At 61.3% G+C, this 16956-nt stretch carries 18 protein-coding genes and 1 pseudogene; 11 read left to right on the top strand and 8 right to left on the bottom strand.

All coding sequences use genetic code 11. The annotated features are described in order from the left end of the window. Positions 1-82: 82 nt before the first annotated feature. A complete protein-coding gene (gene fadD1, locus ACIPQ1_RS08535; protein WP_411386697.1) occupies positions 83-1774 on the top strand; it encodes a long-chain-fatty-acid--CoA ligase FadD1 in 1692 nt (563 codons plus the stop codon). Between the two features lie 219 nt (positions 1775-1993). Here fadD1 and ACIPQ1_RS08530 read toward each other — a convergent pair whose 3' ends face one another. Further along, positions 1994-2371, bottom strand: coding sequence for a hypothetical protein (locus tag ACIPQ1_RS08530; RefSeq protein ID WP_186709198.1), 378 nt, complete (start codon positions 2369-2371; stop codon positions 1994-1996). Positions 2372-2618: 247 nt separating this feature from the next. Here ACIPQ1_RS08530 and ACIPQ1_RS08525 point away from each other — a divergent pair, with 247 nt between their 5' ends. Both ACIPQ1_RS08525 and def read left to right on the top strand, forming a co-directional pair. After that, positions 2619-3569, top strand: a complete 951-nt coding sequence (locus ACIPQ1_RS08525) for a YihY/virulence factor BrkB family protein (RefSeq protein WP_207966961.1) — start codon at positions 2619-2621, stop codon at positions 3567-3569. After that, the gene (gene def, locus ACIPQ1_RS08520) at positions 3566-4105 is read left to right on the top strand and encodes a peptide deformylase (protein WP_186709197.1); all 540 of its coding nucleotides are present in this window, start codon (positions 3566-3568) and stop codon (positions 4103-4105) included. Before ACIPQ1_RS08525 ends, def begins: the two co-directional genes overlap by 4 nt. A gap of 109 nt (positions 4106-4214) precedes the next feature. Here the strand turns inward: def and ACIPQ1_RS08515 are convergent, their stop codons facing one another. The 3 genes from ACIPQ1_RS08515 to ACIPQ1_RS08505 all read right to left on the bottom strand — a co-directional run bounded on the left by ACIPQ1_RS08515 (position 4215) and on the right by ACIPQ1_RS08505 (position 6674). Next, on the bottom strand, positions 4215-4634 hold the full coding sequence (locus tag ACIPQ1_RS08515; RefSeq protein ID WP_446533939.1) for a GNAT family N-acetyltransferase: 420 nt from the start codon (positions 4632-4634) through the stop codon (positions 4215-4217). A gap of 290 nt (positions 4635-4924) precedes the next feature. Further along, a complete protein-coding gene (locus ACIPQ1_RS08510; RefSeq protein ID WP_250963214.1) occupies positions 4925-5479 on the bottom strand; it encodes a hypothetical protein in 555 nt (184 codons plus the stop codon). A 163-nt stretch (positions 5480-5642) separates the two neighbouring features. Next, positions 5643-6674 (bottom strand): LacI family DNA-binding transcriptional regulator, encoded by a 1032-nt coding sequence (locus tag ACIPQ1_RS08505; RefSeq protein ID WP_411386699.1) that lies wholly within the window; start codon positions 6672-6674, stop codon positions 5643-5645. A 216-nt stretch (positions 6675-6890) separates the two neighbouring features. On the opposite strand from ACIPQ1_RS08505, the gene ACIPQ1_RS08500 reads away from it, so the two are divergent. Then, a complete protein-coding gene (locus ACIPQ1_RS08500) occupies positions 6891-7424 on the top strand; it encodes a gluconokinase (RefSeq protein ID WP_186613539.1) in 534 nt (177 codons plus the stop codon). Positions 7425-7516: 92 nt separating this feature from the next. Next, positions 7517-8869 carry a GntP family permease gene (locus tag ACIPQ1_RS08495; protein WP_053182604.1) on the top strand — a complete coding sequence of 451 codons (1353 nt, stop codon included), beginning with the start codon at positions 7517-7519 and terminating at the stop codon, positions 8867-8869. 167 nt (positions 8870-9036) lie between these two features. Here the strand turns inward: ACIPQ1_RS08495 and alaC are convergent, their stop codons facing one another. Continuing rightward, positions 9037-10254, bottom strand: a complete 1218-nt coding sequence (gene alaC, locus ACIPQ1_RS08490) for an alanine transaminase (RefSeq protein WP_434571924.1) — start codon at positions 10252-10254, stop codon at positions 9037-9039. Between the two features lie 208 nt (positions 10255-10462). On the opposite strand from alaC, the gene ACIPQ1_RS08485 reads away from it, so the two are divergent. Next, on the top strand, positions 10463-11125 hold the full coding sequence (locus tag ACIPQ1_RS08485; RefSeq protein WP_446533938.1) for a LysE family translocator: 663 nt from the start codon (positions 10463-10465) through the stop codon (positions 11123-11125). Positions 11126-11205: 80 nt separating this feature from the next. Next, complete coding sequence (locus ACIPQ1_RS08480; protein ID WP_250965678.1) at positions 11206-11694, top strand: GyrI-like domain-containing protein; 489 nt, start codon at positions 11206-11208, stop codon at positions 11692-11694. 11 nt (positions 11695-11705) lie between these two features. On the opposite strand, the gene ACIPQ1_RS08475 is transcribed toward ACIPQ1_RS08480, so the two are convergent. Then, positions 11706-12311 carry a pyridoxamine 5'-phosphate oxidase family protein gene (locus tag ACIPQ1_RS08475; protein WP_250965680.1) on the bottom strand — a complete coding sequence of 202 codons (606 nt, stop codon included), beginning with the start codon at positions 12309-12311 and terminating at the stop codon, positions 11706-11708. 34 nt (positions 12312-12345) lie between these two features. After that, positions 12346-12831: a GNAT family N-acetyltransferase gene (locus ACIPQ1_RS08470; RefSeq protein WP_411386701.1), complete on the bottom strand. Its 486-nt coding sequence runs from the start codon at positions 12829-12831 to the stop codon at positions 12346-12348. 142 nt (positions 12832-12973) lie between these two features. Between ACIPQ1_RS08470 and ACIPQ1_RS08465 the strand changes: the two genes are divergently transcribed. The 4 genes and pseudogenes from ACIPQ1_RS08465 to ACIPQ1_RS08450 all read left to right on the top strand — a co-directional run bounded on the left by ACIPQ1_RS08465 (position 12974) and on the right by ACIPQ1_RS08450 (position 15253). Beyond that, complete coding sequence (locus ACIPQ1_RS08465) at positions 12974-13408, top strand: YybH family protein (RefSeq protein WP_186709181.1); 435 nt, start codon at positions 12974-12976, stop codon at positions 13406-13408. 67 nt (positions 13409-13475) lie between these two features. After that, positions 13476-13820, top strand: coding sequence for a YciI family protein (locus ACIPQ1_RS08460; protein ID WP_186709173.1), 345 nt, complete (start codon positions 13476-13478; stop codon positions 13818-13820). A gap of 60 nt (positions 13821-13880) precedes the next feature. Then, positions 13881-14018, top strand: a pseudogene (locus ACIPQ1_RS08455) (SRPBCC domain-containing protein); the annotation flags it as partial. Beyond that, the gene (locus ACIPQ1_RS08450; RefSeq protein WP_446533937.1) at positions 14018-15253 is read left to right on the top strand and encodes an RNA polymerase sigma factor; all 1236 of its coding nucleotides are present in this window, start codon (positions 14018-14020) and stop codon (positions 15251-15253) included. The pseudogene ACIPQ1_RS08455 and the gene ACIPQ1_RS08450, both read left to right, overlap by 1 nt. A gap of 283 nt (positions 15254-15536) precedes the next feature. Here the strand turns inward: ACIPQ1_RS08450 and ACIPQ1_RS08445 are convergent, their stop codons facing one another. Then, positions 15537-16880 carry an imelysin family protein gene (locus tag ACIPQ1_RS08445; protein ID WP_250965675.1) on the bottom strand — a complete coding sequence of 448 codons (1344 nt, stop codon included), beginning with the start codon at positions 16878-16880 and terminating at the stop codon, positions 15537-15539. Positions 16881-16956 lie beyond the last annotated feature (76 nt).

Below are 16956 nucleotides of genomic sequence, written 5' to 3'. Positions count from 1 at the left end.
CAAGCCAGATTCACCAATAAACACACCAATAATAATCGCATCAAATGCGGTGAGAATTCGCGTTGCTGAGGAGTGGGCTTCCATGATCGAAGACTTTTGGAAGGATAAGTACCCAGCTGGGATTGCTGCCGACATCAATCCAGACGAGTATCCGAATATTCAGGCGGTGTTGAAGCAGTCCTGCCAACGCTTTGCCAACAAGCCGGCATTCAGCAACCTCGGCAAGACGATCACCTACGGTGAGCTCTACGAGTTGTCCGGGGCGTTTGCCGCGTACCTGCAACAGCATACCGATTTACAGCCGGGCGATCGAATCGCCGTGCAGTTGCCCAACGTTCTCCAGTACCCGGTGGCCGTGTTCGGTGCGATCCGCGCCGGGCTGATCGTGGTCAACACCAACCCGCTGTACACCGCGCGGGAAATGGAACACCAGTTCAATGACTCCGGCGCCAAGGCGTTGGTGTGCCTGGCGAACATGGCGCACCTGGCCGAGACCGTGGTGCCGAAGACGGGCGTCAAGCACGTCATCGTCACCGAAGTCGCCGACCTGCTACCGCCACTCAAGCGCCTGTTGATCAACAGCGTGATCAAGTACGTCAAGAAAATGGTCCCGGCCTATCACTTGCCCAAGGCCGTGAAGTTCAACGACGTGTTGAGCAAAGGCCACGGCCAGCCCGTGAACGAAGCCAACCCCTCCAGCGACGATGTGGCCGTGCTGCAATACACCGGCGGCACCACCGGCGTGGCCAAGGGCGCGATGCTCAGCCACCGCAACCTGGTGGCGAACATGCTGCAGTGCAAGGCGCTGATGGGCTCCAACCTCAATGAAGGTTGTGAGGTACTGATCACGCCACTGCCGCTGTACCACATTTATGCGTTCACCTTTCATTGCATGGCGATGATGCTGATCGGCAATCACAACATCCTGATCAGCAACCCGCGTGACCTCTCGGCGATGGTCAAGGAACTGTCGAAGTGGAAGTTCAGCGGTTTCGTCGGCCTCAATACGCTGTTCGTGGCCCTGTGCAACAACGAAGCCTTCCGCAAGCTGGATTTCTCGGCCCTGAAAGTCACCCTGTCCGGCGGCATGGCCCTGCAACTCGCGGCAGCCGAGCGCTGGAAAGCGGTCACTGGTTGCCCGATCTGCGAAGGTTACGGCATGACCGAAACCAGCCCGGTGGCCACGGTCAACCCGATCCAGCACATCCAGGTCGGTACCATCGGCATCCCCGTGCCGTCGACGCTGTGCAAGGTGATCAATGACGCGGGCGTCGAACAGCCGTTGGGCGAAATCGGCGAGTTGTGCGTGAAAGGCCCGCAGGTCATGAAAGGCTACTGGCAGCGCCAGGAAGCCACCGATGAGATCCTCGACAGCGAAGGCTGGCTCAAGACCGGTGACATCGCGCTGATCCAGCCGGATGGCTACATGCGCATCGTCGATCGCAAGAAAGACATGATCCTGATCTCCGGTTTCAACGTGTACCCCAACGAGCTGGAAGATGTGCTGGCAACCCTGCCGGGCGTGCTGCAATGCGCGGCCATCGGCATCCCGGACGAGAAGTCTGGCGAGGCGATCAAGATCTTCATCGTCGCACGGCCGGGTGTCACATTGACCAAGGAACAGGTGATGGAGCACATGCGCGCCAACGTCACCGGCTACAAGGTGCCCAAGGCCGTGGAATTCCGCGATGCCTTGCCGACCACCAACGTGGGCAAGATCCTGCGGCGCGAGTTGCGGGATGAAGAGCTTAGAAAGCTGGGGCTGAAGAAGTAAGGCCGTTGCCAATGACAAAGCCCCGCTGATGCGGGGCTTTTCATTGTGCGGCGAATGTCCCGGGGCGGGGCAGCTTTTTGTGGCGAGGGAGCTTGCTCCCGCTGGGCTGCGCAGCAGCCCCCTCCGATCCCACTGACACACCGCAAGGGGCCGCTGCGCGTCCAGCGGGAGCAAGCTCCCTCGCCACAAGAGCTCCCTGCAATCAACCTATGTGGAGCATTACAACCTGAACTGCGCAAAATCCAGGTTGGTGCCCCCCGGCCGCATGTCCTGCAGGTAGGAGTCTTTGTCGGCGCTCAGCTCCAGGCTCAGGGCTGCCTTGCGTTTGCCCTGGTTGCGCACTTCCAGGCCTTCCATCTTTTCGCGCAGGAACACGGTCGGCACTTTCAAGTGCAGCAGCTCATCGGTGGCCGGCGTGTGCAGCAGCAGGTGGATCCATTCGTACTGACCGATGGCCAGGCGCGCCACCGGGATATCGAACCAGAAGATGTTGCGGTTGCGGTTCAATTCGCTGAAGTGGCAGTTGTTGACGCCCAGTACGGCGCCGCCCAGTTCAAGGTTTCTGCGGGCGATGGCCTGCTTTTTATCGAGTTTCATAACGTTCCTACGGGGTTGGAGCTTCAGGCCGCCGCCTGAATACGTGGGGCATTCTCGGTGGTTGCCGGGTAAACATAAAGCCCCGCCTGTACGAACGATGAAACTTGGCTTGGCAATCATCGGTCAACTCAGCGTCGGGCCTGAAAAGACGAAATTGATCCAACGTCGCCAAACAGGCTACTTTGTTGTGGCAACGCCCCCTGAGTCGCCAAGCGACCACCCCTTTTTGCGGCGAAAGGAGACGCACATGATGTTCCCGGCCTTGAAAGGCTTACCCTTGCATCGTGTGATGATGCGCACTGTGACCGAGTTTCTCGACGACGAGATGTCGACTTACGCCTCGGCTTTGGCCTACCAAATGCTGTTTTCGCTGTTCCCGTTCATTCTCTTTCTGATTGCATTGATTGGCTTCCTGCACCTGCCGGACTTCTTCTCCTGGCTGCGCCTGCAATCGGAACTGGTGCTGCCGCCCCAGGCCCTGGAACAGGTCAACCCGGTGATTGACCAGCTCCAGCAATCCAAGGGCGGCTTGTTGTCGGTGGGTATCGTCATCGCCTTGTGGACCGCTTCGGCGGGCGTGCGGCTGATGATGAGCGCGATGAACGCCGCCTACGACGTGGTGGAGGGCCGTCCGGCCTGGAAGCGCTTTCCGCTGTCGATCTTCTACACGGTCGGCATCGCCGGCATGCTGCTGGCCGCCGCGGCGCTGATGGTGCTCGGGCCGCAGGTGATGGGCTGGATTGCGGCCCAGGTCGGCCTGGAGGAGTTCATCGTCACGCTCTGGACGATTGTGCGCTGGCCTGTGATCGTGTTCTTGCTGATGGTCGCCGTGGCGCTGATCTATTACGTGATGCCCGACGTCAAGCAGGAGTTTCGCTTCATCACCCCAGGGTCGGTGCTGGCGGTGGTGGTGTGGATCATCGCCTCCCTGGGCTTCGCGTTTTACGTCAAGACCTTCGCCAACTACAACGCCATGTATGGCAGCATCGGCGCGATCATCGTGTTGTTGCTGTATTTCTACATCTCTTCGGCGGTGCTGCTGCTCGGTGCGGAGATGAATGCGGTAATCGAGCACATGTCCGCCGAGGGCAAGAATCCAGGTGAAAAGAACCCGGGCGAGCATGAAAAGCAGCACGTGTCCGGCCTGGGGCGCGACCATTCCATCCCTCACACCCACCCTGACGAAGCCCGACCATGATCCGTGAAATCCTGAAAATGGGCGACGAACGCCTGCTGCGCATCGCCCCGCCGGTGCCCGCCGACCTGTTCGACAGCCCTGAGTTGTGGCAATTGATCGACGACATGTTCCAGACCATGGAAAGCGTCGGCGGTGTCGGTCTGGCGGCGCCGCAGATCGGTGTCGACTTGCAACTGGTGATCTTCGGCTTCGAACACAGCGAGCGTTACCCCGACGCCGAGGCGGTGCCCCAGACGATTCTGATCAACCCATTGATCACTCCGTTGGGCCCGCAGATGGAAGAGGGTTTTGAGGGTTGCCTGTCGGTACCGGGCCTGCGCGGTGCGGTGGATCGCTACCAGGACATCCGCTACGAAGGCTTCGACCCCAAGGGCGAGCCGATCGTGCGCTACGCGTCGGGCTTCCATGCGCGGGTGGTGCAGCATGAATGCGATCACCTGATCGGGCGGTTGTACCCGTCGCGCATCACGGATTTCAGCAAGTTCGGCTTTACCGAGGTGATGTTTCCGGACCTGGACCCCATGGCCGACGACTAACTCTGTGGGAGCGAGCTTGCTCGCGATGGCGGTGTGTCAGCCACCCTTGATGCAACTGACCTGACGCCATCGCGAGCAAGCTCGCTCCCACAGTGGGCTGCGTTGATCTTCAGGGTTTTGCAGATGCCAACCCCATCGCAATCATCGGCTTGCTGCGCGCATACCGGCTCAGGCGCTCGGCCATGGCATAGGGCAGTTCAGGATCGAAGCTGAAACCACGTCGCTCATAAAAACCACGCAAGTCCGGGTGACAGAACAACCACACCGGCTCATCCAGGTCTTTCACTGCCTCGGCGATCAACCGCGCGCCAATGCCCTGCACGCGGTACGTCGGGGCGACGAACAACCCGGTCAACCAATGCCCGCCCGACACCGGCCGCAGGCACAGGGCGGCGACGATCTCATCGCGTCTTGCCACCCACAATTGTGCGTCACGCACCGCTTTCATCGAAGATTGGTGGGCGCGGTAAAACTTGTTCATCAGTGGCCACAGCGGCTCGTCGAGTTGCGTGTAATGGATTTCAGACATGGCAGGGTCGTGGCGCAGAAGGGGGAGGCGATTATAAAAGAACGCGGGTGCGGCGATAGGTGTATACCTGACTGCACATCCCGTATGAGTGGAGTACGTATCATGGCCAAAGGCATGGATTCAAAAAAAGCGGCAAAGAAAAAACCGGCGAAGAGTGCTGATGAAAAGCGTGCCGACAAGAAGGCCAAGAAGGTGAATCTGTTCGGTCATTGAGCCGCTACCGTCTCGGTTGGCCTCAGTTTGAGCTGGGGCGGTCGGCCCAGCTCAAACCCTTCGTTATGTGTCGAAGCTCAGAGCGAGGCGAGAAACATGTCCGTGGCCGAGGCCGTGTCCCCTGTGCGGCTTTCCTCGGCCTTTTCCACTTGTGCCATCGCCGATTTGTCCTGCATGCGCTGGGCAATCTCCTGACTGATGGCCATCTGCTTCTCGGGCGGCATCGCCTCCAACTCTTCCTGGGTAATGCCCATCTCTTCAAGGATGCTGTCGCGCAGGCGCTCTTCGGGCGTCTTGCTCATGTAGTCCTTGAATTCTGCCGTCGCGGAGCCGCCAAGCGTCGTGGTTTCTTCGGGCGCTGACGAAGCAACGGTCTGCAAGTGCACGCGGGTCTTGGCGAATGCCTCGTCCACCTTGTCGCTGATGGCGGTGGCGGCGCTGACCTGCTGCGTGGCTTGTCGGGTGAAGGCGTCCTGGACCTGGGCACTGCCCTGGCTGGCCCGGGCCTGGACGTTATCGCGCAACGCCTGCAATGCGGCGCTTTGCAGGCCGCTGGCGGCTTCGGCGGTGGGATCCTCGCCCGGGCGCTTGAGCGGCAAGACCATCGCTTGCTGTTTTGCACTGACCAACATGATGAACACCTTGTAGGTAATGGCTGAGCGAGGGGCAGGAGCAATTCCCATGCCGTTGCCGCGAGAACCTTATGCCAAGGGCTTTTAGACGGGCGTGCTGCGAGCGCGGCGGCCAATCCTTGCCGTTCGTCGGCATGGATTGACCGCCTCGTGCCGAGGCTGTTCAGGTGCTTTCGCGAACCTTGAGCTCAAAGCCCATGTCCACCACCGGCTGGGCGATGCGGTTGCCAGCCATCAGCGTCAGCATCTGTTCGGCGGCGCGACGGCCGATGGCTTCCCGTGGGGTGCTGATACTGCTCAGGCGCGGCACCATGTGGGCCGAGGCGGGCAGGTCGTTGAAGCCCAAGACCGAGACCTGCTCGGGGATCTTGATGCCGCAGCGCAGGGCCTCGAACAAGGCGCCGTGGGCCAGGTCGTCGTTGCCGAAGAAAATCGCATCGACGTCCGGGTGGCTGTCGAGCAATTGCAGGAATAATTCACCACCCAGGCCCACCGAGGAGGGGCGCGGGGTCAGCAGTTCCAGGTCCGGGTCATACAAGCCGGCTTTCTGCAGGGCGCGACGAAAGCCTTCGCCGCGCAGCAGGGTACGTTGGTCCAGCTGTGCACCGATGTAGGCCAGGCGCTTGCGGCCTTTGGAAATCAAGTGCCCGGCCGCCGTTTCCCCCGCCTTGAGCTGGGAAAAACCAACGCAGTTGAGCCCGGCGCCGGGGTCCAGTTCCATCATGTACACGCAGGGAATGTTGCTGGCCTCGATCATCCGCCGGGCGCTTTCGGTGCGGTCGAAACCGGTCAGCAGCAAACCCCGTGGCTGATAGGCCATGTAGTTGCGCAACAGGTCTTCTTCCTCGTCCCGGGAATAGTGATAGTTGCCGATCACCACCTCGAAACCCTTGGGCCGCAGGACCCGATGGATGGCTTCCAAGGTGTCGATGAACAACAGGTTGGACAACGACGGCACCAACACCACCACCGAATGGCTCTGGGCCGAAGCCAGGGCGCGGGCAGCGGGATTGACGACGTAGTTGAGCTCCACGGCGGCCTGGCGGACTTTTTCCACCAGTTCCGAGGCTACGGTGCTGACGCCGCGCAGGGCACGGGAGGCAGTGATGGGGCTGACACCGGCCAGGCGTGCGACTTCGTTGAGCGTGGGGCGACCGGTGGTGCGAGTATTCTTATCGTTTTTAGAGGCGGTCATCAGGGCGGCTTGCCAAACAAAAATCAAGGCACTAAGGTAGCGCTGTCTCGACGCCGCTGCAAATGCGTGAACGGGGGTTGCCTGATCTCCCGTCCGCTCGCGTCGTGAACGAACATGCTGCAACCACAAAAATGACAAGAAGGCGTCGGCAACTTCTGCTTTTGCTGCGGTGTCATAACTGGCAAAGGTAGCGCTGTCTGCGCGCTGAGGTGTTACATGAACAATCCCATCACCGCCCTGGTCATCATGGGCGTTGCCGGTTGCGGCAAGACATGCGTCAGCCAGGCCCTGTGCCAATTGAGCGGCGCCACCGCCATCGAAGGCGACACCTTCCACCCCGCGGCCAACATCCAGAAGATGAGCGCCGGTATTCCCCTGAACGACGACGACCGTGCCGGCTGGCTCGACAGCCTGTGCGATGAGTTGCGCCGTGTCGACGCCACGGGCGAGCGCCCGGTGCTGACCTGCTCGGCCCTCAAGCACAGTTATCGCGAGCGTCTGCGCAGTGCCTTGCCCGGCCTGGGCTTCGTATTCCTTGAATTGACCCCCGAAGTGGCCGCCGACCGTGTTTCCCACCGTCCCGGTCATTTCATGCCGTCGACTCTGATCGACAGCCAGTTTGCCACCCTCGAATCCCCTGTCGGCGAGCCCCTGACCCTGGCTCTCGACGCGTCCAGCCACAGCATCGACGAACTGGCGCGCCAGGCTTACGTCTGGTGGTTGGCCCACGGTTTGAAGCTTGCCGGCTGAGTTTCAAAAAATTCGCGTCAGAAAGATAGCGCTGTCCCGACGGCTCATAAATAACTGCTTCAATAACAACAACAAATCAGGAGACACCTCCCATGTTCGGCATGTCCCACGAGACGTTCCTACTGCTTGATGCAGTGGTCACGGTGATCGGACTCATCGTCCTCATCACCAAGTTCAAATTCCACCCGTTCATTGCACTGACCATCGCCGCCGCGTTCCTCGGCCTGACGTCGGGCATGCCGACCGGCACCATCATCAAGGCGTTCCAGGACGGCTTCGGTGGCGTGCTCGGCTTTGTCGGCATCATCCTGGCGCTGGGCACGATGCTCGGCAAGATGATGGCCGAGTCGGGCGGGGCCGATCAGATTGCCCAGACCCTGATCCGTGCCTTCGGCAAGGACAAGGTGCAGTGGGCGATGATGTTCGCCGCGTTCCTGGTGGGCATCCCGTTGTTCTTCGAGATCGGCTTCGTGTTGCTGATCCCGCTGGTGTTCATCGTGGCGCGCCGCACCGGCGTGTCGATCATCAAGATCGGTATCCCGTTGCTGGCCGGCCTTTCCGCAGTCCACGGCCTGGTGCCACCGCACCCGGGTCCGCTGCTGGCGATCGGTATCTTTGGCGCTGACATCGGCAAGACCATTCTCTATGGCCTGATCGTCGCACTGCCGACCGCCATCATTGCCGGCCCGATCTTCGGTACGTTCATTGCCAAGCACATCCCCGGCCATCCGAACCAGGAACTGGTGGATCAACTGGCCCGCGAGACGAACGCCGCCGAGCTGCCAAGCTTCAGCATCACCCTGATCACCGTACTGTCGCCGGTGTTCCTGATGTTGCTCAAGACCTTTGCTGACGTAGCGCTGCCGGACGGCAACCTCTTCCGCGTCTGGATGGACATGATCGGCCACCCGATCTCGGCCTTGCTGCTGGCGTTGCTGCTGTCGCTGTATACCTTCGGCTACAAGCAGGGCATCGGCTCCAGCCAGATGCTCAAATGGCTGGACGCAAGCCTGGCCCCGACTGCCGCGATCATCCTGATCATCGGTGCCGGTGGCGGCTTCAAGCAGATGCTGGTGACCAGCGGCGTGGGCGATGTGATCGGCCACATGGCGGTTAGTGCGCAGATTTCGCCGATCCTGTTGGCCTGGCTGGTGGCGGCGGTGATTCGGATTGCGACGGGTTCGGCCACTGTGGCGACCATTACGGGGGCCGGGATCGTGGTGCCGGTGGTGGGGATGATGCCAGGCGTGAACCGTGAGCTGCTGGTGCTGGCGACCGGTGCCGGTTCGTTGATCCTGTCCCACGTGAACGACGCAGGTTTCTGGCTGGTCAAGCAGTACTTCAACATGACCGTGGCCGAAACCTTCAAGACCTGGACCGCGATGGAAACCATCCTGTCCGTGGTGGGGCTGATCTTTATCCTGCTGTTGTCGCTGGTGATTTAAACCTGAAGCAATGCCCAACTGTGGGAGCAAGCTTGCTCGCGATTGCGGTGTGTCAGCCATCATTGATGCGACTGACCTGACGCCATCGCGAGCAAGCTCGCTCCCACACTGGTTTTTGGTGATCAGCAGTTCCAGGGTAGGCGCAAACTTCCACCGTTGGTTGGGTGTCAGGCGTTAGGTTTGCTTACCAACCCATCCGCCCGAAACATCCCACGAATCCCCCGCACAGCCTGGCGAATCCGGTCCTGGTTCTCAATCAGCGCAAAACGCACATGATCATCCCCGTATTCCCCGAACCCCACCCCCGGCGAGACGCAGACCTTGGCTTCGGCCAACAGCTTCTTGGCGAATTCCAGCGAGCCCAGGTGCGCATAGGCGTCGGGAATCTTCGCCCAGACGTACATCGATGCCTTGGGGTTTTCCACCATCCAGCCCAGCTCATGCAGGCCCTTGACCAGCACATTGCGGCGCTGGCGGTACTGCTCGGCGATGTCGCGCACGCATTGCTGGTCGCCTTCGAGAGCGGCGATGGCGGCCACTTGCAGCGGCGTGAAGGTGCCGTAGTCGTGGTAGCTCTTGATCCGCGCCAGGGCGCTGACCAGTTCCGGGTTGCCGACCATGAAACCGATGCGCCAGCCAGCCATGTTGTAGCTCTTGGACAGAGTGAAGAACTCCACCGCGATGTCTTTCGCGCCAGGCACCTGCATGATCGACGGGGCTTTCCAGCCGTCATAGACAATGTCGGCGTAGGCCAGGTCGTGGATCACCAACACGTCGTACTGCTTGGCGAGGGCGATGACCCGTTCGAAGAAGTCCAGCTCCACGCATTGGGCGGTGGGGTTGGAGGGGAAGCCCAGGATCATCATCTTTGGCTTGGGAATCGAGCCGCGAATGGCCCGTTCCAGCTCATCGAAGAAATCCACGCCAGGCACCAGCGGCACCGAACGCACCTGGGCGCCGGCGATTACCGCGCCGTAGATGTGGATCGGATAGCTGGGGTTGGGCACCAGCACCGTGTCGCCCTGGTCCAGGGTGGCCAGCATCAGGTGTGCCAGGCCTTCCTTGGAACCGATGGTGACGATGGCTTCGCTTTCCGGGTCGATGTCCACTTCATAGCGGTCCTTGTACCAGCGCGAAATGGCGCGGCGCAGGCGCGGGATGCCTTTGGACGTGGAGTAGCCGTGGGTGTCTTCACGCTGGGCGACGGTGACCAGTTTCTCCACGATGTGCGGGGGCGTGGCGCCGTCGGGGTTACCCATGCTCAAGTCGATGATGTCTTCGCCGCGCCGACGCGCAGCCATCTTCAGCTCGGCAGTGATATTGAATACGTACGGGGGGAGTCGATCGATGCGCGCAAAGCGGCGCGGCGAACCTTGTTCGGCCATTGTTGCCTCGAGATACGTGAGCGCCCGGAACCGTCCGAGCGACGTTGGCCACTGCGGTGGCCTGCGGCGCAAGATAATCGGGCGGATGTCGGATTGTCCAGTAGCCGCGTCGAACTATTTTCGACGACACTGTCGCCCAGGCTGCGGCGCTATCGATGGTCGCCGCGGCATGTTCAACCTGTCTCACCCAATCCTGATGGAATGAATGATGGAATTTTCCAGCGGCTTCCTGCTGAGCCTTTCCCTGTGCCTGGACATTGGCGTGGCCAATATCGCGATGATCACCCTGGCGATGCAGCGTGGCTATTTCCAGGGTTTCGCCTTGGGCCTGGGCACTTGCGTGGGCGACCTGGTCTACGCCGTCCTGGCCCTGGCCGGCATGACCGTGCTGCTGCAATACGAAGCGGTGCGCTGGGTGCTGTGGGTCGGTGGCTCGGTGTTGTTGCTGTACTTCGCGGCGAAGATGATCCATTCGGCGATCTATCACAGCACCGTGCTGGCCGAGGCGAGTGAGATGCAAGGCAACTCTTCGCGCCAGGAGTTTTTTCGCGGGATCTTCCTTGCCATGTCATCGCCCAGTGCCATCCTCTGGTTCGCGGCGGTGGGCGGCACGCTGATCGCTCGCTCGGGCGGCGGAACGTTGCTCAGCTCGGCGCTGTTCCTCAGTGGTTTTCTCTGTGCCGGGCTGCTGTGGTGCGCGGCCTTGTGCCTGGCCGCGATCCAGGGCGGCAAACTGTTGGGGGATAAACTGTTGCGTTATTCCTATTGGGCATCTGCCGCGATCTTCTGCTATTTCGCAGTGTATGTGGTTGTTTCTGGCTACAACGAGTTTGTAGGAAAAGCCGTCACCGGCACCGTGCCTGGTCTCTGACAAGCGAAACGGTCCTGCCAATCACGGTTTGGCTTCTATACTGCCAAGCCCGACTTCACGTTTTGCTGGAGTGTTGCCGCATGGAAAAGCCCAAACGCGATTACACAGCCGTACCACGCTTTGAACAGGGACGTTTTCAGCTCATCGCTGGCTTTGGTGCCCGGTTTACCGAGGACACCGCCCAAGACATTCCTTTGCTCTGGGAAAAGTTCCTGCCCTGGCTCGGCAAAGTGCCAGGGCAGAAAGATGAAGTGACCTACGGCGTGTGTTGCAACCCGGACGGGAAGGGTGGGTTCGAATACATCGCCGGCGTGGAGATCAGCCGGCTCGACGATTTGCCGGAGCAATACCGTTGGATCGAAATCCAGCCAGGGCATTACGCGGTCTTCGAACACAAAGGGCCGTTGAAACAGCTGCCGGACACGTTCCAATACATCTGGAATGAGTGGTTGCCGCATTCCGGCCACGAAGCGGCCGAGTTGCCGGAGTTCGAGCGCTACAGCGAGGATTTCAACCCCAGGACTGGCCAAGGCACCCTGGAGATCTGGATCCCGCTCAAGCCGAGCTGATCGTTGCGGCTTCAGTACAAACTGGCCTGCACCCGCGCAGGCGCTTCACGGTCGTAAGTCTCGGCATCGAACTGCCCATCATTCAAACGCTTGTGGATCGCCCCGGCGCTGGGCAGGGCTGAGCGCTCGAGATGGCGGGCCGGGTTCCACAGGTCTGAACGCACGATGGCTTTGGCACAATGGAAAAACGCCGCTTCGACCGTCACCAGCAGCACGGTGCGAGCCGGCTTGCCGTTGACCGCAAAGCGTTCCAGCAGTGCCGGTTCGGCGCTGATCCGGGCGGTGCCGTTGACCCGCAAGGTCTCGCCAATGCCTGGAATAAGGAACAGCAGCGATACCCGTGGATCGTGCAGAACGTTGCGCAGCGTGTCGATGCGGTTGTTGCCGGGACGATCCGGCAGGGCCAGGGTCCGCTCGTCGAGGATCTGCACAAAACCTGGCACGTCGCCCCGGGGCGAGCTATCGAGGCCGTCGGGGCCTGCGGAACCGATGACCACCAGCGGCGAGGCCCGGACCATCGCCTGATAGTCCTCGTTCAGGAACGGGATCTGTTTACGCACTGCCCGTTCGTGAGGCAAGCCATACAGGGCTTCCAACTGTTCAATCGACGTCACCATCATCCATTCATCCTGAGTCTATGGGCCAAGGTCTTCAAAACACCAACCCCATCCGCCGCTCATAACCGATGCGGCCCTTGTAGGCTTCGCCACTGTCGACCCAGCCCATCCGCGTGTACAGGCCGATGGCCGAGTCGTTGTCGGCGTCCACCGAGAGCTCCAACCCGCGGATCTCCGGCCAGGCGGCGCGCGCCACGGCGGGCAGCGCCTGCAGGCAGGCCTTGCCATAACCTTGGCCTTGGGCCCGGTGGTCGACTTGCAAGGCATGCAGGGTGGCGCTGTGTTCGTTGGCCCAGGCGGGCAATACCGGTGGGCGCTTGAGCAGAAGGAAGGCTACCGGCACCTCCTGCGCCAATAGCGCAAAGCCTTTGACCCCCGGGCCGGGTTTGGACAGCAGCGTATGCAGGGCGCCGTGGATATCGCCGGCGAACTTGATCTGTCCGGGGTGGATTTCGATGGCGGTGACCTGTTCGCGTTGACGCGGGGTCAGGTCTTCGTAGGGGACGAGCTGAACGGTCACAAAAACATCCATTGTTTGCCGGCTAAATGAGACGTGGATTCTAGCGAATTTTTTTCTTTGGATTATTTTTGTTGGATTGTCGATTCGCTGTTTCTCCAAACGACCAAGGGTGTCTTCAACAAAAAAACTGCGGAGAATCACCATGAATACCCAAACCACTGAAACCCAGATCCAGGCCCTGATCGACACCTATCGCCAGGCCGTGATGACCAAGGACGTTGAAAAGGTCATGGCGCTCTATGACGAGGACATTGTCTCGTTCGATGCCATCCAGGCCTTGCAGTTCAAGGGCAAGGCCGCTTACCGGGCCCATTGGCAAGCCTGCATGGAAATGTGCCCCGGCCCGCACAAGTTCGACTTTCATCAGGTCAAGATTACCCCGGCCGATAACATCGCCTTCGCCCATTGGCTCGCCTATTGCGGCGGCACCAACGAAAAGGGTGAGGAACAAGCCTGCTGGATGCGCGTGACGGCCTGCTATCAGCGTGTTGCCGGACAATGGCGGATCGTCCATGAACATTGGTCCGCCCCGTTCGACCCGATGGCCGGGACGGCGCTGTTCGACCTGCAACCCTGATCGTCGGTTTTTTTGCCGAGGGTCATTCTGCCGTCCATAGTTGATCAGTCCGATCACGGAGCCTTCCATGAAGTACCTATGCCTGGTGTATAGCAACGAACACACGCTGCACAACTCGCCCGACAGCCCGGAGGACGCCGAGTGCATGGCCTATGCCGAGTCGATCCAGGGCAGCGGGCGCATGGTGGCCGCCGAGGCCCTGGAGTCGGTACAGACCGCCACCACGGTGCGCATGCGCGGCGGCAAGCTGTCGATCACCGACGGCCCGTTCGCCGAAACCAAGGAGCAACTGGCGGGCTTCTATTTGATCGACGCCAAGGACCTCAACGAAGCCATCCAGGTCGCCGGCAATATTCCGGCGGCCCGGGTCGGCTGCGTCGAAGTACGACCGGTACGCCAACTGAACCCCTGAACAACAAGCACAAACAGGATTTCATTCATGAACCTCACAACTGCCTCTCATGCGTTAACCCAAACCCGTTACACCGCCCGTGCGCTGCACTGGAGCGAGGAGGATCGCCAGACGCACGAAGCCATGGGCTTCCATGAAGGGTGGGGCGAGAGCCTGGACCGGCTTGAAGCGCTGGTTACCCGGGGCATGCCCGACTGATGTCGGCCGAAACGGTCAAGGCGCGGGTCGAGCAGGTTTATCGGCAAGACTCGCGACGGATCCTGGCGACCCTGATTCGCCTGCTGGGAGACTTCGATCTTGCGGAAGAGGCCTTGCATGAGGCCTTTTTCATTGCGGTCGAGCGCTGGCAGCGCGACGGAGTGCCGGACAATCCACGGGCCTGGCTGGTGTCTGCCGGGCGTTTCAAGGCCATCGACAGTTTGCGCCGACGGGCGCGTTTCGCCGCGTCCCAACCGATGTTGATCGCCCAACTCGAGGAACTGGAACAGGGCCAGTGGAGTGACGAAGACGTGGAAGACGATCGCCTGCGGCTGATTTTTACCTGCTGCCACCCGGCCCTGGCGGCGGATGCCCAGGTGCCCCTGACGCTACGGGAAGTCTGCGACCTGACCACCGAGCAGATCGCCCGGGCATTCCTCGCCGCCCCGGCGGCCATTGCCCAGCGCATCGTGCGGGCCAAGGCGAAAATCCGCGATGCCAGGATCCCCTACCAGGTGCCGTCCCGGGCGGAGCTGCCGGAGCGTCTGGACAGCGTGCTGCGAGTGATCTACCTGGTGTTCAACGAAGGGTATTCGGCGTCGATGGGCGCCGAGCTGACCCGCGAAGACCTGACGCGCGAAGCCATCCGCCTCGGGCGTCTGCTGATGGAGTTGCTGCCCGAGGCCGAGGTCATGGGGCTACTGGCGTTGATGCTGCTGCACGAATCCCGGCGACCGGCGCGAACGTCGTCGACCGGTGAGCTGATCCTGCTGGATGAACAGTCCCGATCCTTGTGGGACACCGAGCTGATCGCCGAGGGCTGCGCGTTGGTGGAAGCCGCGTTGAAGACCCGGCGGTTCGGGCCGTACTGCTTGCAAGCGGCGATAGCGGCGGTGCATGCCGAAGCGCCGACGGCCGAGGAGACCGATTGGCCGCAGATCGTCGGGCTCTATGATGTGCTGCTGCGGGCCGTGCCGTCGCCGGTGATCGAACTCAACCGAGCCGCCGCCCTGGCCAAGCGCGACGGGCCCCAGGAAGGGCTGCGCCTGGTTGACGGAATACTCGCCAGGGGCGATTTGACGGACTATCACCTGGCCCATTCGGCACGGGCGGAGTTCTGTCGGCAGTTAGGGCAGGTGGACGAGGCGAGGGCTGCCTACCGGCGTGCGCTTGAACTGACGCAGCAACTGCCGGAACGGCGATTTATCGAAGGGCGGCTTGCGGGGTTGCAGTGATGCACCCCTGTGGGAGCGAGCCTGCTCGCGATAGCGGTGGATCAACCAACATCGATGTCGACTGACATACCCTCATCGCGAGCAGGCTCGCTCCCACAAGGGAAGTGATGGCTGATCGCACATTTTCGAAACCCCAGAAAGCACTGTGGGAGCGAGCCTGCTCGCGATAGCGGTGGATCAGCCAACATCGATGTCGACTGATAGACCCCTATCGCGAGCAAGCTCGCTCCCACAGGTTTTGTGGCGTGGCTGGCTGCGTTAATCCTCAGCCAGCCGGCGTTGATCAGAACTCGTGATCAGCGCTGTCCGGGTTCAGGTCGCTGATGCCCAGTTTGCCCGCGGCCTGCTCGATCGAACCGGTCTGCTTGACCAGTGCGGCGATGGCGTCGCGGACGATCTGGTTGCCAGCGGTGTTGCCGGCGGCGATCAGTTGATCGTAGTGCTCACCCTTGTTGGCGTGATCGACCATGACCTGGATCTTGGCCTCGGTGTCGGCCAGGTCGGCCTTGAGCGCGGTGTCCGCGGCCGGGTCGGCCTTGGCGACCAGGGACGACAGGCTGGCGCCAGCCAGCTTGGTGCCGTCGACGCGGGTGTATTCGCCCAGGTACACGTTACGCACGCCCTTGGCATCGTAGAAGTGCGAGTTGTGGGTGTTGTCGCTGAAGCAATCCTGCTCGTCTTCTGGCGAGTTGGCTTCCAGGGACACCTTCATGCGCTCGCCCGCCAGTTCACCCAGGGACAGGCTGCCCATGCCGAACAGCATCTTGCGCAGGCCGCTCTCGGCCGGCTCGGCTTCCAGGGTGGCGCGGTAGTTGTCGGCCACGTTCGGCTTCCAGTTGCCGACCATTTCCTGCAGGTCATTGACCAGCAGTTGGGTCACGGACTTGAGGTAGGCACGACGACGGTCGTTGTGGCCGCCGGTGGCGCCGGCGCCTTCCAGGTAGTCCGAAGCTGGGCGATTGCCAGCGCCCGGACCGGTACCGTTGAGGTCTTGGCCCCACAGCAGGAATTCGATGGCGTGGTAGCCGGTGGCGACGTTGGCCTCGGAACCACCCAGCTCGTTCAAGCTGGCGAGTTTTTCCGGGGTGATGTCTTTGACGTCGACCTTGTCTTCGCCAACCTGGACTTCGGTGTTGGCGATGATGTTGGCGGTGGCGCCCGGGTTGCCCAAGGCGTGTTCGTAGGACTTGTCGACGTAGTCGATCAGGCCTTCGTCCAGGGGCCAGGCGTTCAATTGGCCTTCCCAGTCGTCAATGATGGTGTTGCCGAAGCGGAACACTTCGCTTTGCAGGTACGGTACGCGTGCGGCGACCCAGGCAGCCTTCGCGGCTTTCAGGGTCTCGGCGTTCGGCTTGGCCAGGAACGCGTCGACGGCGGTTTGCAGGGTTTTCGCCGTGGATTCGGCATCGCTGTAGACGGCGTAGACGATGTCGGCGTAGTGCGCGACAACAGCCTTGCCGGCGGCTTCGTCGATTTTGCCAGCGGCAGCAGGGGCGACCGGTGCCGCGGTGCTGGCGGCCGGCGTTGGCGCTTGGGGCGCGGCGGCCTTGTCTTTGCCTTCGCCGCAACCGGCGAGGGAAATAGCGATGGCCAGCAGACTGGCGGTAGCCAGGGGCATACGAATCATGGCGAACATCCTGCTTCGGTGATGGATGGGACAGGCGCGAGGGTGCGCAAAAACTGCGACATAATGCGAAAGATTT

The organism is Pseudomonas sp. LARHCG127, assembly GCF_052871455.1.
This window is presented reverse-complemented; position numbering and strand designations above follow the sequence as displayed.

Coding starts and splice junctions, on each gene's coding strand:
- fadD1 (WP_411386697.1), top strand. CDS start 83: ATGATCGAAGACTTTTGGAAGGATAAGTACCCAGCTGGGATTGCTGCC.
- ACIPQ1_RS08530 (WP_186709198.1), bottom strand. CDS start 2,371: ATGAAACTCGATAAAAAGCAGGCCATCGCCCGCAGAAACCTTGAACTG.
- ACIPQ1_RS08525 (WP_207966961.1), top strand. CDS start 2,619: ATGATGTTCCCGGCCTTGAAAGGCTTACCCTTGCATCGTGTGATGATG.
- def (WP_186709197.1), top strand. CDS start 3,566: ATGATCCGTGAAATCCTGAAAATGGGCGACGAACGCCTGCTGCGCATC.
- ACIPQ1_RS08515 (WP_446533939.1), bottom strand. CDS start 4,634: ATGTCTGAAATCCATTACACGCAACTCGACGAGCCGCTGTGGCCACTG.
- ACIPQ1_RS08510 (WP_250963214.1), bottom strand. CDS start 5,479: ATGTTGGTCAGTGCAAAACAGCAAGCGATGGTCTTGCCGCTCAAGCGC.
- ACIPQ1_RS08505 (WP_411386699.1), bottom strand. CDS start 6,674: ATGACCGCCTCTAAAAACGATAAGAATACTCGCACCACCGGTCGCCCC.
- ACIPQ1_RS08500 (WP_186613539.1), top strand. CDS start 6,891: ATGAACAATCCCATCACCGCCCTGGTCATCATGGGCGTTGCCGGTTGC.
- ACIPQ1_RS08495 (WP_053182604.1), top strand. CDS start 7,517: ATGTTCGGCATGTCCCACGAGACGTTCCTACTGCTTGATGCAGTGGTC.
- alaC (WP_434571924.1), bottom strand. CDS start 10,254: ATGGCCGAACAAGGTTCGCCGCGCCGCTTTGCGCGCATCGATCGACTC.
- ACIPQ1_RS08485 (WP_446533938.1), top strand. CDS start 10,463: ATGGAATTTTCCAGCGGCTTCCTGCTGAGCCTTTCCCTGTGCCTGGAC.
- ACIPQ1_RS08480 (WP_250965678.1), top strand. CDS start 11,206: ATGGAAAAGCCCAAACGCGATTACACAGCCGTACCACGCTTTGAACAG.
- ACIPQ1_RS08475 (WP_250965680.1), bottom strand. CDS start 12,311: ATGGTGACGTCGATTGAACAGTTGGAAGCCCTGTATGGCTTGCCTCAC.
- ACIPQ1_RS08465 (WP_186709181.1), top strand. CDS start 12,974: ATGAATACCCAAACCACTGAAACCCAGATCCAGGCCCTGATCGACACC.
- ACIPQ1_RS08460 (WP_186709173.1), top strand. CDS start 13,476: ATGAAGTACCTATGCCTGGTGTATAGCAACGAACACACGCTGCACAAC.
- ACIPQ1_RS08450 (WP_446533937.1), top strand. CDS start 14,018: ATGTCGGCCGAAACGGTCAAGGCGCGGGTCGAGCAGGTTTATCGGCAA.
- ACIPQ1_RS08445 (WP_250965675.1), bottom strand. CDS start 16,880: ATGATTCGTATGCCCCTGGCTACCGCCAGTCTGCTGGCCATCGCTATT.